At 64.5% G+C, this 14,310-nt stretch carries 17 protein-coding genes; 11 read left to right on the top strand and 6 right to left on the bottom strand.

What is annotated here, in order from left to right; genetic code table 11:
- Positions 1-6 precede the first annotated feature (6 nt).
- From FQ775_RS02240 to FQ775_RS02205, 8 genes are all read left to right on the top strand, one after another.
- Positions 7-966 carry an IS1595 family transposase gene (locus FQ775_RS02240; protein ID WP_146299754.1) on the top strand — a complete coding sequence of 320 codons (960 nt, stop codon included), beginning with the start codon at positions 7-9 and terminating at the stop codon, positions 964-966.
- A 271-nt stretch (positions 967-1,237) separates the two neighbouring features.
- Positions 1,238-1,477, top strand: a complete 240-nt coding sequence (locus tag FQ775_RS02235; RefSeq protein ID WP_146299753.1) for a hypothetical protein — start codon at positions 1,238-1,240, stop codon at positions 1,475-1,477.
- Between the two features lie 186 nt (positions 1,478-1,663).
- A complete protein-coding gene (locus tag FQ775_RS02230; protein WP_146299752.1) occupies positions 1,664-2,242 on the top strand; it encodes a hypothetical protein in 579 nt (192 codons plus the stop codon).
- A gap of 234 nt (positions 2,243-2,476) precedes the next feature.
- Complete coding sequence (locus FQ775_RS02225; protein WP_146299751.1) at positions 2,477-2,977, top strand: hypothetical protein; 501 nt, start codon at positions 2,477-2,479, stop codon at positions 2,975-2,977.
- A gap of 221 nt (positions 2,978-3,198) precedes the next feature.
- Positions 3,199-5,343 carry a transglycosylase domain-containing protein gene (locus FQ775_RS02220; RefSeq protein ID WP_146299750.1) on the top strand — a complete coding sequence of 715 codons (2,145 nt, stop codon included), beginning with the start codon at positions 3,199-3,201 and terminating at the stop codon, positions 5,341-5,343.
- 73 nt (positions 5,344-5,416) lie between these two features.
- Complete coding sequence (locus FQ775_RS02215; RefSeq protein WP_146299749.1) at positions 5,417-6,004, top strand: DUF1214 domain-containing protein; 588 nt, start codon at positions 5,417-5,419, stop codon at positions 6,002-6,004.
- Complete coding sequence (locus FQ775_RS02210) at positions 5,997-6,542, top strand: DUF1254 domain-containing protein (protein WP_146299748.1); 546 nt, start codon at positions 5,997-5,999, stop codon at positions 6,540-6,542. The genes FQ775_RS02215 and FQ775_RS02210 overlap by 8 nt, the downstream gene beginning before the upstream one ends.
- A 144-nt stretch (positions 6,543-6,686) precedes the next feature.
- Positions 6,687-7,385 carry a DUF1013 domain-containing protein gene (locus FQ775_RS02205; protein WP_146299747.1) on the top strand — a complete coding sequence of 233 codons (699 nt, stop codon included), beginning with the start codon at positions 6,687-6,689 and terminating at the stop codon, positions 7,383-7,385.
- A 41-nt stretch (positions 7,386-7,426) separates the two neighbouring features.
- Here FQ775_RS02205 and FQ775_RS02200 read toward each other — a convergent pair whose 3' ends face one another.
- A complete protein-coding gene (locus tag FQ775_RS02200) occupies positions 7,427-7,609 on the bottom strand; it encodes a hypothetical protein (protein ID WP_146299746.1) in 183 nt (60 codons plus the stop codon).
- A gap of 160 nt (positions 7,610-7,769) precedes the next feature.
- Here FQ775_RS02200 and FQ775_RS02195 point away from each other — a divergent pair, with 160 nt between their 5' ends.
- A complete protein-coding gene (locus FQ775_RS02195) occupies positions 7,770-8,699 on the top strand; it encodes a hypothetical protein (RefSeq protein ID WP_146299745.1) in 930 nt (309 codons plus the stop codon).
- Here FQ775_RS02195 and FQ775_RS02190 read toward each other — a convergent pair.
- The 3 genes from FQ775_RS02190 to FQ775_RS02180 form a co-directional block, all read right to left on the bottom strand.
- Complete coding sequence (locus FQ775_RS02190) at positions 8,686-9,027, bottom strand: DUF1491 family protein (RefSeq protein ID WP_146299744.1); 342 nt, start codon at positions 9,025-9,027, stop codon at positions 8,686-8,688. The genes FQ775_RS02195 and FQ775_RS02190 overlap by 14 nt on opposite strands.
- Positions 9,028-9,089: 62 nt before the next feature.
- The gene (locus tag FQ775_RS02185) at positions 9,090-9,884 is read right to left on the bottom strand and encodes a peptidoglycan-binding domain-containing protein (RefSeq protein WP_146299743.1); all 795 of its coding nucleotides are present in this window, start codon (positions 9,882-9,884) and stop codon (positions 9,090-9,092) included.
- Positions 9,859-11,661, bottom strand: coding sequence for a sensor histidine kinase (locus tag FQ775_RS02180; protein ID WP_146299742.1), 1,803 nt, complete (start codon positions 11,659-11,661; stop codon positions 9,859-9,861). The genes FQ775_RS02185 and FQ775_RS02180 overlap by 26 nt, the downstream gene beginning before the upstream one ends.
- A 439-nt stretch (positions 11,662-12,100) precedes the next feature.
- Between FQ775_RS02180 and FQ775_RS02175 the strand changes: the two genes are divergently transcribed.
- Positions 12,101-12,412 (top strand): DUF5330 domain-containing protein, encoded by a 312-nt coding sequence (locus tag FQ775_RS02175; RefSeq protein WP_146299741.1) that lies wholly within the window; start codon positions 12,101-12,103, stop codon positions 12,410-12,412.
- 73 nt (positions 12,413-12,485) lie between these two features.
- The gene (locus FQ775_RS02170) at positions 12,486-12,914 is read left to right on the top strand and encodes a SufE family protein (RefSeq protein WP_146301950.1); all 429 of its coding nucleotides are present in this window, start codon (positions 12,486-12,488) and stop codon (positions 12,912-12,914) included.
- A gap of 3 nt (positions 12,915-12,917) precedes the next feature.
- Here the strand turns inward: FQ775_RS02170 and FQ775_RS02165 are convergent, their stop codons facing one another.
- Positions 12,918-13,736, bottom strand: coding sequence for a DUF6456 domain-containing protein (locus FQ775_RS02165; RefSeq protein WP_146299740.1), 819 nt, complete (start codon positions 13,734-13,736; stop codon positions 12,918-12,920).
- Positions 13,737-14,162: a helix-turn-helix domain-containing protein gene (locus FQ775_RS02160; protein WP_246730247.1), complete on the bottom strand. Its 426-nt coding sequence runs from the start codon at positions 14,160-14,162 to the stop codon at positions 13,737-13,739.
- Between the last annotated feature and the right edge of the window lie 148 nt (positions 14,163-14,310).

The raw sequence follows: 14,310 nt of genomic DNA, 5'->3' as shown, positions 1-14,310 counted from the left end.
ACCGCGATGGACATCACCGCACCGATCTACACAGACCCGGACAAGGCGCGAGAGCACCTTGAGGCCATCCATTGGCCGCACGGGCCGATCTGCCCGCATTGCAAGAACTCCGACCACACCCGCATCACGAAGCTGGAAGGCAAGTCCACGCGCCCCGGCGTCTACAAGTGCAAGGAGTGCCGCAAGCCCTTCACCGTGACTGTCGGAACCGTCTTTGAGCGATCCAAAATCCCGCTCAACAAGTGGGTTCTGGCATCGCACCTTATGGCTTCATCCAAGAAGGGCATGTCCGCCCATCAACTGTGGCGCATGCTCGGCTTTGGCTCCTACCGCACCGCTTGGTTCATGATGCATCGCATCCGCGAAGCCATGATGGAGAAGACCGACACGTCCGGCCCCATCGGCGGTGAAGGCAAGACCGTGGAAGTCGATGAAACCTATTTCGGCCCCAAGGATCGCATCACCACTCGCACCATTCGTGGCAAGCCCGGACACAAGTCAAAGCGTATGGTCGTCGCCCTTGTCGAGCGCGGCGGACACACCCGCATGTTCTATGTCGAGAAGGCCACTGCCGCCGATATCCGCGACGTGATGGTCCGCAATATCTCGCGCCGTTCGGTCCTCCATACCGACGAAAGCCGCCTCTATGTCGAGACTGGCAAGGAGTACGCCAAGCACCAGACCGTGAGGCACACCGCTGGCGAATACGTCCGTTACGAAGACGGCGCGATCATCCATTCAAACACGGTCGAGAACGTTTTCAGCGTTCTCAAGCGCGGCATGCGTGGCACCTACCAGCACTGTGGCGAAGCGCACTTGCATCGCTACCTTGCCGAGTTCGGCTTCCGCTACAATCGCCGCTCTGCCCTCGGCATCGAGGATTGGGAGCGCGCCGAAGACCTGTTGCGCGGTGCCCGCGACAAGCGTCTCACCTATCGGCGGACTGACGAAGCCGCGCACGCTTAAGCAGAAGGCGCGAAAGCTCAAACGCTTGCGCGCCGCTAAAAAGAACAAAAAGTGATTGTGAATCACGGTTACAATCCGTGATCGGGACTTGCGCCCACTGCGTGTCCTACCCTCAGATTGCAAACGGCGGTGGCTGATTCTCTCCCCAGAGCGCCACCGCCGTCATTGCAACCAAGCCACAGGACGGCTCGGCACATGAAGAACGACCGCCACACTAATGAAGGTGATGGTCCCGTCAAGCGTCCTGTGGCGATCACACACAGGAGCCATCATGGCACTTTACAAAGACGGCAACGAACTGACGCACACCGAAAGCGAAGACTTCGACAAGGTGCACTCACCCGGAGACAGCGCACCGTTTTCGGGCATCTATTTGTGCATCAATTGCCGTGACGAATACGCCTACAACGCTGGCGATCCGCTGCCCCCTCAGAACCATCGTCAGCACTCTGCCAACAAAGGTGCAATACGCTGGAGGCTTCTGGTCAAGACCCAACGGGGGCCAAACTAAGTCTTGGTATCGTGAGGGCTGTTGCCGGTCGTAGAGGCTGGAACATCCGTTCTCGAATCGGGCGGCAACGGCTGCTTACGTTCATCGCGACGACTCCCCCCGGTCTTCGGATCGGGAGGGGTTTTCAACAGGCGGCGCAATATCTCGTCGCCCTTTCCCTCGTCGGACTTGTCTTTTGGAGTAGGCATGGACCAGGAACCCTCCGCCGATTTCGATGAATTTGCTCGCCGCGTTGGGCGCATTTTCGTATCGTCAGCATACCTCGACAACGCCGTAACGATCGTTCTTGAGGCCGTAATCAGGAACTACCTAGACGCCAGTGACCCCTTTGAGAAACCGCGCAATTTTTCCAAGAAGACCGAGTTTATCCGCCGTTTTTTCAGAGACCACCCGGATTGGCAGTTTTTGACCGAAACCGTGAACAACGTCATGAACCGCGTCGACCACCTCGCAGACGCACGGAATGCGATCGCTCACGGGCTCATCGTAGATGTGACTGGCGTCCTCCAAGGGGATGACATCGAAATTCGTCTGTCCAAGAGAAAGAAGGGCAAAGAACGCCTGTTTACGTACACGTTCTCACACGAGAATCTGCTGCAATTAGGCCGGGAGTTGTTCGTTCACGCCGTGTTCGTCACACGTTTAGGTGAAATTGTTTCGGGCAATTTCAGCGAGCACAACGCGCAAAATATCCTCAGCAAGATCATCAGCGAGGTCGGAGGACCACTCCCAGTCGCTGATCCTCGCGGCGATCATTCCAACTAGCTTGCGGTGAGTTTCTTCCGAAACTGAGAAGCCGGCCTGTCGACTTGATTCCTTAGATGCTTCGGTCATGGTACGTCAAGTGCATAATTAGGATTTTTTTCCTACAATCTTGACAGGAAGTCGGACGATGCATCCCCGATGACTGTGGAGCGTCCGCCTTGGCCGCGCTCACCAACCTTGCTCTTCGCCGGCGCGCCGGCATGAAGGCACGGCATTGGCAGCGCGCGCATTTCAATGATCGATATTGGCATTGGCGTGTGGAGGAACGCCGCGATCTGGGTATGGCCAGTGTTTCTGGTCTTCCTGGCTGCCGGCCTGTGGTCTACCCGGACACGAGACAGCTCGGTGATGCCATATTTGTTTTCTCCGTTGCTTGGCTTGCTGCCCGCCAACGCAATTGATGCTCTGCCCCATTTCCCGGCAAACTGGCTGGCCTTTGCCTGCGCCTATGTCATCGGCGCAGCGTTCGCTTTTCGATGGCAGGATGACCTGATCCTTCACAAGCACGGACGGCATCAGCGGCTTCAAGGAGACCGGGTGACCCTTTTCGTCCTGATGTTGATCTTCTTTTCGAACCTCGCGGCGGGTGTCGTCAGCGACCTGGCGCCTCAGTTCCGCCAGATGATCCTTGTCACCGTGGCGTTTGCAGGTGTTACCGGGGCATGTTCCGGTAGTTTTGCGGGTCGCGCACTGCGAGTATTATCACGTCGACGCCGAGCCATTCCGCCGCCATGATGCAGGATACCACCTCTCTGTGAACTCCGTCACAGTCAGGTGGAATTCTTTCCTATCTCCTTTACGTTAAGGCCAATTGGCGCGACGCCCGGCCCGGTTTTTCCTTGTGCGGCCCGCCGCCTTTGGTGCAAAGATGGGGGTGCTAAATTTGAGGGCCGCCCAGAAATTGCCCGCATGGGAAAGCAGCTTCCTGCGCCGGACGGACCACAGGCAACAAGTGCATGGAAAACCCTTTCGAACGGAAGAAGTCGCGCGCGCCCCGCACGTCGAAACTGCTCGAAATCGACGCCTGGATCGATTCCACGCTTTATGAGGCGGGGTTCAAGGCGGGCGAATTCTGGGAATCGGTCACCATCTTCTTCCGCCGCTTCCGCGTCTATGGCTGGCGTCGTGGCATCTTCGAACTGCTGAGCGAGAGCTTCACCCTCGGCGCCGCCGGTTCGGTGGTGCTGCTGGCGCTCGCCATGCCGGCCTTCGAGGAGACCGCCGGCGACTGGCGCGCCCAGGCCGATTTCGCGGTCACCGTTCTGGACCGCTACGGCAACGAGATCGGCCAACGCGGTATCATCCAGCGCGATTCGGTGCCGGTCGACGAAATCCCCGACCATGTCGTGAAGTCCGTGCTGGCGACCGAGGACCGGCGCTTCTTCGATCATTACGGCATCGACTTCCTCGGCCTCCTGCGCGCCATGACCGAGAACGTGCGCGCCAACTCGGTGGTCCAGGGCGGCTCGACCATCACCCAGCAGTTGGCCAAGAACCTGTTCCTCAGCAACGAACGGACCATCGAACGCAAGGTCAAGGAGGCGTTCCTGGCCGTCTGGCTGGAGATGAACCTCTCCAAGAAGGAGATCCTGCAGCTTTATCTCGACCGCGCCTATATGGGCGGCGGCACCTTCGGCATCGCGGCCGCGGCCGACTTCTATTTCGACAAGGCCATCAAGGACGTCAATCTGGCCGAGGCGGCGATGCTCGCCGGCCTGTTCAAGGCGCCTGCCCGCTACGCGCCGCACATCAACCTGCCGGCCGCCCGCTCGCGCGCCAACGAGGTGCTCACCAATCTGGTCGAGGCCGAGTTCATGACCGAGGGCCAGGTGATCGCGGCACGCCGCGACCCGGCCGGCGTGGTCGACCGCGACAACCAGCAGCACCCCGACTATTTCCTCGACTGGGTGTTCGACGAGGTCCGGCGCATCGCCGCCAACGCACCGACCCATGCGCTGGTGGCCCGCACCACCATCGACATGAACATCCAGGCCGCCGCCGAGGAGGCGCTCGAATACCATCTGCGCCAGTACGGCAAGGATTATGGCGTTGGCCAGGGCGCCATCGTGGTCATGGAAAACAACGGCGCCGTGCGCGCCATCGTCGGCGGCCGCGACTACGGCACCAGCCAGTTCAACCGCGCCACACGCGCCCAGCGCCAGGTCGGCTCGTCGTTCAAGCCCTATGTCTACGCCGCCGCGATGGAAAACGGCTTTACGCCCGACACGGCCATCGTCGACGGCCCGATCAGCTGGGGCAACTGGTCGCCGAAGAACTATTCGCGCGGCTATCGCGGCCGCGTCACGCTGTCGACCGCGCTCATCAAGTCGATCAACACGGTGCCGGTGCGGCTCGCCAAGCAGCATCTCGGAATCAAACCGATCAAGGAACTGGCCGAGAAGATGGGCGTCGAATCGCCGGTCTTTTCCGACAAGACCATGGTTCTGGGAACCTCGGGCCTGACCGTGCTCGACCAGGCGACCGGCTATAACGTGTTTGCCAATGGCGGCTTCGCCGGCACCCGCCACGGCATCACGCAGTTGCTCACCCATTCGGGCGACGTCATCTATGACTGGCGCAAGGACGCGCCCGAGCCCGAGCGCGTGCTTTCGGAGCAGGCGGTATCGGCGATGAACTCGATCCTGGTCCAGGTACCAGAGATCGGCACGGCCCGCCGTTCCGCGCTCGAGGGCATCCGCAGCGCCGGCAAGACCGGCACCACGCAGGCCTACAAGGACGCCTGGTTCGTCGGCTATACCGGGAACTACACAACCGCCGTCTGGCTCGGCAATGACGACTACACCCCGACCCGCAACATGACCGGCGGCTCGCTGCCGGCCATGACCTGGCAGCGGTTGATGACCTATGCGCACCAGAATGTCGAGCTGAAGCCCATCCCCGGCATCGAGAACCCGTTCCTTGAAAAGGAAGAGCCGGAGCTGGTCGCCGAGGCCGACACGGCCGAGGGCGAGGCCGAGGACGAGCGTCCGCCGGTGATGTCGGCCGCCACCACCCGGGTGCTGCGAGAGATGACGCGCCTGTTCCGCGAGGCCGCCCCGATCCGGGTCGCGAGCGAGCGCGATACGCTTTCCTCCCTGTGACGCAGACCCTGATGCCGCGACTGCAACACCCTGAAGTGCTGCGGCCCCGTCCGGCCGGCCGGGCGCGCCCGGCATGATCCGCACCGCTTTCCTCGTCGCGGTTGCCGTGGCGATCGCGATCGGCGGCGGCGCCGGCTCGGTGTGGCTGGCGCTCAACACGATCGACGGCGTCGGCACGCTGACCGTCGGCCGCTGGACTGCCTACCCCGACAGTGGCACGCCCGACATCGACCCCTACGGCAAGGCGCGGTTCGCACGTGACGCCGAACTGCCGCTTGGCCGCGCCGAGGGCCTCTATTTCCTCGCTGACAGCGACTCTTCCGGTCAGACGCTGCGGCGCAACTGCGCCTACCGCCTCGAAGGCACGGTGCCAGTGGCGCGCTTCTGGACGCTCTATGCTGCCGACCGGGTGCGCTCGCCGACCCAGGGCGAGCGCACCGCCCGCGTCGCCGGCCTGCATTCGCGCCAGGTCCTGCGCCGCGCCGACAATTCCTTCGACATCGCGGTCGGCCGCCACCCGGCCCCCGGCAACTGGCTGCCACTCGAAGGCGTTGGCGACATGGTGCTGGTGCTGACGCTTTACGACACGCCGGTCGCCAACGGCGCCGACGAACGCGACATCGAGATGCCGCGGATCTACCGGACCGGCTGCGATGCTTAGGTTCGGCTATGCGATCCTCGTCGGGCTGGTCGGCGCGGCCATTGTGCACATCGCGGTGCTTCTGCTCGTGCCGGCCTATTCGGCGCAGGACGCCTGGTCGACGCTGTCACGCGACGGTGACCTGTTCGAGCTGGTGCGGCTGCCCGGCGGCTCACCGCGTTCCAGGGGCGGGCGCGCGCCTGACCCCTTCATTGCCGCCGCCGCCTGCCGTTTCGACCTCGCCGGCGATGGCGGCGCACGCCTGTCGGCGAGCGCGCCGGCGCTGTTCTGGTCGGTCTCCGTCTACAACCGCCGCGGCCACAACGTCTACAACCTCAACGACCGCTCGGCCTCCGATGGCGCGCTCGACATCGCGCTGGTCTCGCCGGCGCGCATGCTCGAGCTGCGCAAGGGCCTGCCGGAGGATATGGACGGCGCCACCATCATCGAGGTCGAGGACGATCTCGGCATCATCGTCGTGCGCACCTTCCGCCCCGATCCGACCTTTGTGCCTGTTATAGAGGCCTTCTTCGAATCGGCGCGCTGCGAGCCCCGCTGAGCCGCGCCACAAAGGCTTGCAGAACGCGCGCAAAACGTTGCGAAACGTCGCGGATCGCGGTATAGGCGTGGCCGAAATTCCCCAAATGGTGGCTTGAACCACCGCCCGCGCCAGGGACGCGGGCGAAGAAAGGATATTGTTCTCATGGCCAATCAGCTGCTCATGCCGAAAGCGACCGCCGTCTGGCTCGTCGACAACACGGCGATGACCTTCGACCAGATCGCCCAGTTCTGCCAGTTGCACCCGCTCGAGGTGAAGGCGATCGCCGACGGCGACGCCGCGCAGGGCATCAAGGGCATGGACCCCGTCTCCACCGGCCAGCTGTCGCGCGAGGAGATCGCCCGCGCGGAGGCGGATTCGGGCTACCGTCCCAAACTCTCCGAGCCGAAGGTGCGCATTCCCGAAAAGAAGCGTCGCGGCCCGCGCTACACGCCACTTTCCAAGCGCCAGGACCGTCCCAATGCCATCCTGTGGCTGGTGCGCAATCATCCGGAACTGAAGGACGCGCAGATTTCGCGCCTGGTCGGCACCACCAAGTCGACCATCGAGCAGATCCGCAACCGGACGCACTGGAATTCTGCCAATCTGCAGCCGATGGACCCGGTCACGCTCGGGCTCTGCTCGCAGATCGATCTCGATCTGGAAGTCCAGCGCGCCTCGCGCGGGGTTCAGCCGCAGCAGCCGGTCGGCGACACGCTGTTGCCGGCCTCGGCGACCGAATCGCTGCCGGTCGAGGAAAAGGCGCCCGAGCCGAAAAAGGACGACGACGAGCTCGACGCCGATGCCGTCTTTGCCAAGCTGTCGTCACTCAAGACCACGACCCCGCCCGCCGACGAGGAGTAGCGGCCGGCCCTCTGGCCGCCGCCACAGCGCGTGCGCCGGCCTCAGGTCAGCGCGGCCGGCGGTCGTCGTTTCGGGCCGCCCTTGCGCGCCACCTGGGCAAGGGTTTCGTTGCGGCGTTCGTAGCGCACGCCGGGAAAGACGACGATCTCGGCCGGCTCCGTCGGCACGGGACGCTTATTGTCGGCGTTGCCGGCGCGCGGCTTGAAGGTCAGGATTTTCGTCATGGCTCTGCGTTCCGGTGGATACGAATGAGCACGCGTACGACGTTGTGATTCCCAATCTGCCGACCATAGGGTTAACAGCTTGCTAACACATCGCTGCTAGCTTCAGCGCGTCCGGGCCGGCATTGCCCGGGGTGTTTGTTTTGTGGCGTAGGCGTTGGCAGTGACCGCAGCGGATTTCAGGCGGATCGAGAATCGTGGCGAAACCGGCCATCCGGAGCGCCTGCTGCGGGCCGCGGTGTCGGCGTTTTCCTCCCTGACACGGCCGACCCGGCGCGAAACCCTCCAGCTCGACCAGCTTGCCGCTCCCCTTTTCGACCGCGTCTCGCCAGGCGCGTTGCGCTATGTCGCCGCCGTCCTTTCCGACTCGCCCTACGCGCCGCGGCAGCTGATCGAACGGCTCTGCCATTCGTCGTCCGATATCGCCGCGCCGCTCCTGATCCGCTCGCCGCTTCTCAATGATGCCGACCTGATCGGCCTCGTGGCGCGCCAGGGGCTGGCACATGCCCGCATTATCAAGCGTCGTCCGCGCCTCAACCGGACGATCATGCAGCTGATCCTTGCCCTCGAAGCGTCTGCCGAGGCCGAGCTGCAGGCCGAAACGCCGGTCGAGGCCGAGGACATGGCTGTTGCCTCGCATTCGCAGCCTGGCCATGGACCAGCGGAAGAGACGCGGCGCGCACTGCTTGCCATCATGTCGGGCAACGGGAACACGCCCGCGGCGAGCACGGGAGCGGAGGCCGGACAGGACAGGCCCGACGGCTTCAGGGCGCTGCGCGCAGGCGTCCTTTCGGACAATCGCACCCGCATCTACGCCGCCCTCGCCGAAGCCGTCTCGATCGGCTACGACACCGCGCGTCTGATCGTCGAGGCGCGCTCTTATGACGATCTACTCGCCGCGCTGCGCTATCTCGACCTGCCCGAAGAACGCGCCTTCCTGCTTGTGTGCGCCGCCTCGCCGTGGCGCTTCGCGCGCCCGCAGAAAATTCGCGCCTTCCTCGAACAGTACCGCTCAATCGGCCATGAAGAAGCAGCCCGCAGGGTCGCCGGATGGCGCGGCACGACCGGCATCAGCGGCCTCAGGGCGTCATGACGTCGATCAGCTGATCGGCGGCGAGGCCTACCTCCAGTTCCACTACCCAGGCGTCCGGATCGAAGCGCAGTTCGCGCTCGAGTTTCTTGCCGAGCGCTTCCTCATCCAGTTCCGCGCCTGCTTGCGCGAAAAGCCGCGAAGCCTGGTTGTCGGCATATCCGGTCTGTGGCGCCGGTCCGTACAGCGTTGCGCCGCCAAGGCGGTCGCGGAACACCACGAAGATCGCGCCCGCCTCGGACGCGCCCCTGTTCAGCACTGCCGCGAAACCGCCGGCCGCGAACGCGCGCTTGGTCAGCGCGGCAACAAAAATGTCGGATCTGAGCCGCATGCCGAGCCACCTGCAGGCTTTGGCGACGACGTCCGCCGCCATCGCCTTGTGCGCAAGGACGGCTAGTTGGTCAAGCCGATCTCGGTCATCTTGGCAAGCAGCCTGGCGTCGGGCTGCCCGGTCACCGGAAGGCCGAACAGCGACTGGAATTCCTTGATCGCGCTGCTGGTCCTGTCGCCCACGATCCCGTCGAGCTCGATGCCCTCATTGCCGAATGCACGCAGACCGGCCTGGACCTTGATGATCTCGGCGTGCGGGATCGCATCCTTCGCCGCCGGCTCTTCCCGTGCCTCGGCGGCATCGGCGCGCGGGGCCGGCTTCGGCACCGCCTCGGCCGTTCTTTGCGCCGGCAAGGGACCATTGAGATGACGCAGCAGTTCCTCGCTGATCACGCCGTCGTTCTCCATCCCGACCAGCGTCTGGTAACGCTCGATCGCCTTGCGCGTCAGCGGACCGTCGAGGCCGTCGATGGCGCCGGCATAGAGGTCGAGGCGGGCGAGGATTTCCTGCACCCTGGCAACCGTCTCATCGCCTGATGCCGCTTCGCCTGCTGGAACCGAGGCTGTCGTTTCTGGACTGGTCGCGACCTTGGCCTCCGGCGCGGCCCGCTTGGTCGGCACGGGCAGCGGCTCGCGGCGTTCGACGGTGACCCGGGTCTGTAGGAGTGGTTCCGGGTGGGCGTACGGCTGGTACCAGAGCGCGTTCGCCGAGACGTAGCTCAGCACGACCAGATATGCGGTCGTGCCGCCGACCAGGACCGGATTGCGCACCAGTGTACCGCCGAGCATGGCCACGCCCTCGGCCAGCGCCGCGGCTCCTGACGGCGGGCGGCTACGCGAACTTGCGGACCGTTTCATCGGCTTCTTCTCTCCGCTTTATTCCGGGTTCGATTTCGACAATTCTGGCCGCAGGCGCCGGTGCTTCGTCGGCGTCTCCAAAAGGCAGCGTCACCGAGACCGTCGTTCCGGCCCCCGGGGCGCTTTCGATCGACAGGCTGCCCCTATGCCGCTCCACCAATCCCTTCACCAGCGCAAGGCCAAGCCCGGTCCCTTCAAAACCGCGCGTCTGGTCGTTGATTACCTGCACGAAGGGCCTGCCGATCCGCTCCAGATCCTCCACCGCCATGCCGATGCCGGTATCGCTGACCGTGAAGGTCACGCCGCGCCCGTCACGCGCCGCATCTATCACGATGTCACCGCCCTCGGGCGTGAACTTGACCGCGTTGGAAAGCAGGTTGATCAGGATCTGCTGTATTGCACGCCGGTCCCCGATCAGTTCGCCGACTGGCCCGTCACTGGCAAACCTGACCGTGATCCCCTTCGCCTTGGCCTGGCACGAAACCATGGCACGGCTGGTCTCCAATGCGTCTTCGAAGCGGTAGCGGTCGCGGGCCAGGACGAAGGTGCCGGCCTCGATCTTGGCGAGATCAAGGATCGAGTTGACGACGGCCAGCAGGTGCTGGCCCGATTCCTGAACGAGGCCGACATAGTCGCGCTGCCGTTCGCTCTTCAATGGTCCCGCCATCTCCTCGAGCAGCATGTCGGAAAAGCCGATGATGGCGTTGAGCGGCGTTCTCATCTCGTGGCTGATGGTCGCGAGAAAGCGCGTGCGCTCCTGCACCGCCTTCCCTTCCGCCTCTTCCAGCCTCTGGCGCAGTTCGGCCTTTTCATCCTCGCAGCGAAGCAGGCCGAGGAAGCGACCGCCCTCACCGCGCGAGACCCCATTGCCGACAAGTTCGAGCAGGAAATGCCGATAGCGGACGCCGCCACCTCGGGCTTCGCCGTCGGGAAGCCTCAGCCGCAGCTCGACGGCGCGGCGCGCCACTCCTGCGCGCAGGTCGGCCAGCGCGTGCAGATAATGCACCCGGTCTGCGACATGGATGCGCTCGAAAAGACCTTCGCCAAGCAGGAACGCCGGCTCCAGGCCCAGCATGCCTTGCGCGCGGGCGGAGACATCGATGACCTCGCCGCCCTCACCGAAGCGAAACACGACGGCGGACACCATCTGGTCAAGCGCCGGCGGTGCGTCGTCGTCAGCGGCGATGGCGGCCACCGGACGTCCTCCGCCGAGCCGGCCAGGCAACGACATCACATAAAGCACCGGCAACAGCCAATGGCCCGCCGCCGGCGTAGCGGCCGGGATCTCCGGCAGCATCAGTCCCGGCCCGAGCGACAAGCCGACCGCGGCCAGCGCGGCTCCGACGCCGACAAGCAGCGAGTTGCGGCTGCCACCGGCAAGACGCGTCTCCGCGACGAGCGGCAGCCACGCCAGGAAGAGCGGCGAGCCGACCCCGCCGGAAAAGTGGATGACCGTCGCGGCGGCCAAAGTTGCAACGGCGAGCGCGGCACCGGAGGCAAAGGCACGGCGCCCGGTCTGCGCGACAAGCACCGCCAGCGACCACCCGGCCACGAAGACCGCGCAAATGGCGGCCAGCGTCGGCGCCGGGCCAAGCGGGCCCATCAGGATCTGCGTGAAGGCGGCGGCGGCGAAGAACGGGCCGGCAAGGCAGGCGGCGATCAGCCGACGCTGGCGGGCACGCTCTGCCGGCGCCCGTACCTGCGGATTGACGAGCTGGTCGCACGCCTCTCCGAGGCGCTTCTGCCAGTCCCACGACCCTGAAAAGACACTACCCAACGTAACGCACTCGCCACTCGTCCGCTTGACGGATCTCCGTTTTCCCGGACCATCTCATCCACCCTTTAAGGAATGAATAAGCGCCGCCCGCATTGGCCGGCAGCCTCACCGGAAATGCGCCTCAACAACGGCTTCGACACCGCAACATGCCGTGATGGTAAACAAAGGGTATCGGGCCGGGGCAGCGTGACGGTCGCCCTCGTTGGCCTCGCCTTTGAGAATTCCTTTTTGTTTTCAATCTCTTATTCGATTGCCAAAGTCTTGCTTCAACCGCTGGGATTTGAACCGAATGCCGCGGGTCGCGCACCCTTCAAATTTGGCTCCAATTTGAGGCAAGTTCGCCGAACTCACGCAAGCGTCCCTTTGCGTGCATGTGACAAAGCTTCGCGTAACGGGAGCACGCCCGACCGACGGGCCACGGCACTTACGGGGACGCATGATGGGATTTCTTCTTAGAAGCGCTTTCTGGCTTTCGCTGGTATTGCTGTTTCTGCCGATCTCGCCGCAAGGCGACGAGGCGGTCGACACGGTCAGCCCGCTGGAAGCGATCGTCGCCGCGCGCGGCGCCTTCACCGACGTGTCCGGCATGTGCTCCCGCCGCCCGGATGTCTGCGAGACCGGCCGCGCCGCCTTCCAGACCATCGGCGTTCGCGCCAAGGAAAGCGCCCGCATCGCCTATGAACTGCTCGACGACAATCTTGGCGATCCGGACCGGGCAATCACGACGGGCGGCGTTTCGTCCTCTAACTGATCTGTGAGCTTTCGCCGCCCGCGGGGCGTGACGCGAACCGCCTTTGCCCCTATATGTCGGGCAAGGCATGAGCATGAAACCCGATCTCGACACCATCCTCGACGATTTCGCCTTCCTGGACGACTGGGAGGAGCGCTATCGCTATGTCATCGACCTCGGCAAGGATTTGCCGCCGTTCCCCGACGAAGACCGGACCGAGACCAATCGCGTCCGAGGCTGCGTCAGCCAGGTCTGGCTGACGACGAGCCGCGGCGATGGCGACGATCCGGTCATCAGCTTCCGGGGCGATTCGGATGCCCACATCGTGCGCGGTCTGGTCGCCATCATGCTGGCGCTTTATTCCGACCGGAAGGCAAGCGAGATCGCGGCCACCGACGCCGAGCCGTTGCTGCGCAAGCTCGGCCTCGACGAGCACCTGACGCCGCAACGGGCCAATGGCCTGCGCGCCATGGTGCGCCGCATGCGCGCCGACGCCGAAAGTACCTTGCGCGCCAACGCCTGAGCCTCAAGGCTGGCCGAGACCGCTCAGCGAGGGCCGGTAGTCGGCCGATCCCCAGTGATGGCGGACGCGGACGCAATGCCTCCTCGGTCGCGGATCGTAGTGTCGGGCGAGCGCGGCCAGCGCCGCCTTCAGCACGATTTTCGCCGAACGCGCCGGCCACTGCCGCTCGGCCTCGACCTGCGCCAGCCCCTTCAGGAAGCAGCACACGTCGACCAGCACGCCGCTCAGTTCTGGACCGACCGCATCACATGCCGCGTTGACGCATTGCCGCGCCGACAGCGCCATGTCGGAGAGGTCGACCGCCCCGCCCGCGCCGCGTCCGCTTCTCGCGACCGCCGTCACATCCCAGTTCGCGCCCATGCGCGGCATCAGCTGGCCGCGGGTGAAGTCGGCCCGCAGCCGCTCGCCGGCCAGGATTTCGGCCTCTGAAAGGAACGGCGAGCCGTCCCGTCCTCGCCGCCGCGCCAGTTGCGCGAGCGGCGATTCGGAAAGGTTCACGCACACGCTCTGGCGGTTGCCTTCGACCACAGTCTCGCTATCAGCCAGTGTCGCGTGCTGCGCGTGGAAGGCCTCGCTGCCGGCGCGGAGCCGGTCATAGCGCGCGACGCCGGCCGCGGTCAGCCGCAGCCCGTCCGGGGCGTCCCGCTCGACAAGGCCGGCCCGGACGAGGTTCGTCACGGCCTCTTCCTCGACGCTGATCTGATCGCCACCGCCATTCACCAGTCGGATGCGCGAGGCGCGCCCGCATGGGGCAAGTTCTGCCGGCCCCGGCCTGAGGAAGCGCAAAATGCGCTGGTCGTCACCCGCCTTTTGCCGCCCCATCTACGCTCGCCCTCCGTGGCGAAGCGCGGCGCGCGCGACACGTTCCGCCATGGCCACGATGGCGTCGAACTCGGCATCGTCACGCATGTCCTCAATGAGATGGCAGGCATGCAGCACGGTCGTGCGGTCGCGCCCGAACCCACGCCCTACATCGCTCATCGACAGCCCCATCACGACATGCGTGACATACATCGCGATCTGCCGCACCCGCGCCACGCCCAGCGCCGAACGTCCCGGGCGACGAAGCTCTTTCCCGCACACATTGAAAAGCGCCGAGGCGATGTCGATCATGCACTCGCAGGTCTCGACAGTCTGCTCCACCGCCTTCGGCCGCGGTCGCAAAGCGGCGCTCTCCGCGTGATGGCGGTCGAACGCAAATGCGCTACTCGTGTCGGGGGCGATGCGGCAGGGTCTGATGTCGGGCACGAGAAATATTCCTCCGTCGATGGGAATAAATTCTTATACCGGTCTCGAGGCGACCTGTGAACAAATCAGCAACCGCTGCTTGTGAAGAAATGCTCCTTGAGACTGTTTTCGTTGCACTTTTGCCAGACCTGCTCGTGAATGGCGGGCA

The sequence above is a fragment of the Nitratireductor mangrovi genome, assembly GCF_007922615.2.
Lineage (GTDB): Bacteria > Pseudomonadota > Alphaproteobacteria > Rhizobiales > Rhizobiaceae > Mangrovimarina > Mangrovimarina mangrovi.
This window is presented reverse-complemented; position numbering and strand designations above follow the sequence as displayed.

Excerpts from the sequence above, each read along its gene's own strand:
- FQ775_RS02225 (WP_146299751.1), top strand. The coding sequence starts at position 2,477 with ATGATCGATATTGGCATTGGCGTGTGGAGGAACGCCGCGATCTGGGTA.
- FQ775_RS02165 (WP_146299740.1), bottom strand. The coding sequence starts at position 13,736 with ATGGGGCGGCAAAAGGCGGGTGACGACCAGCGCATTTTGCGCTTCCTC.
- FQ775_RS02200 (WP_146299746.1), bottom strand. The coding sequence starts at position 7,609 with ATGACGAAAATCCTGACCTTCAAGCCGCGCGCCGGCAACGCCGACAAT.
- FQ775_RS02230 (WP_146299752.1), top strand. The coding sequence starts at position 1,664 with ATGGACCAGGAACCCTCCGCCGATTTCGATGAATTTGCTCGCCGCGTT.
- FQ775_RS02190 (WP_146299744.1), bottom strand. The coding sequence starts at position 9,027 with ATGCGGCTCAGATCCGACATTTTTGTTGCCGCGCTGACCAAGCGCGCG.
- FQ775_RS02215 (WP_146299749.1), top strand. The coding sequence starts at position 5,417 with ATGATCCGCACCGCTTTCCTCGTCGCGGTTGCCGTGGCGATCGCGATC.
- FQ775_RS02185 (WP_146299743.1), bottom strand. The coding sequence starts at position 9,884 with ATGAAACGGTCCGCAAGTTCGCGTAGCCGCCCGCCGTCAGGAGCCGCG.
- FQ775_RS02240 (WP_146299754.1), top strand. The coding sequence starts at position 7 with ATGGACATCACCGCACCGATCTACACAGACCCGGACAAGGCGCGAGAG.
- FQ775_RS02210 (WP_146299748.1), top strand. The coding sequence starts at position 5,997 with ATGCTTAGGTTCGGCTATGCGATCCTCGTCGGGCTGGTCGGCGCGGCC.
- FQ775_RS02205 (WP_146299747.1), top strand. The coding sequence starts at position 6,687 with ATGGCCAATCAGCTGCTCATGCCGAAAGCGACCGCCGTCTGGCTCGTC.
- FQ775_RS02235 (WP_146299753.1), top strand. The coding sequence starts at position 1,238 with ATGGCACTTTACAAAGACGGCAACGAACTGACGCACACCGAAAGCGAA.
- FQ775_RS02170 (WP_146301950.1), top strand. The coding sequence starts at position 12,486 with ATGAAACCCGATCTCGACACCATCCTCGACGATTTCGCCTTCCTGGAC.
- FQ775_RS02220 (WP_146299750.1), top strand. The coding sequence starts at position 3,199 with ATGGAAAACCCTTTCGAACGGAAGAAGTCGCGCGCGCCCCGCACGTCG.
- FQ775_RS02175 (WP_146299741.1), top strand. The coding sequence starts at position 12,101 with ATGGGATTTCTTCTTAGAAGCGCTTTCTGGCTTTCGCTGGTATTGCTG.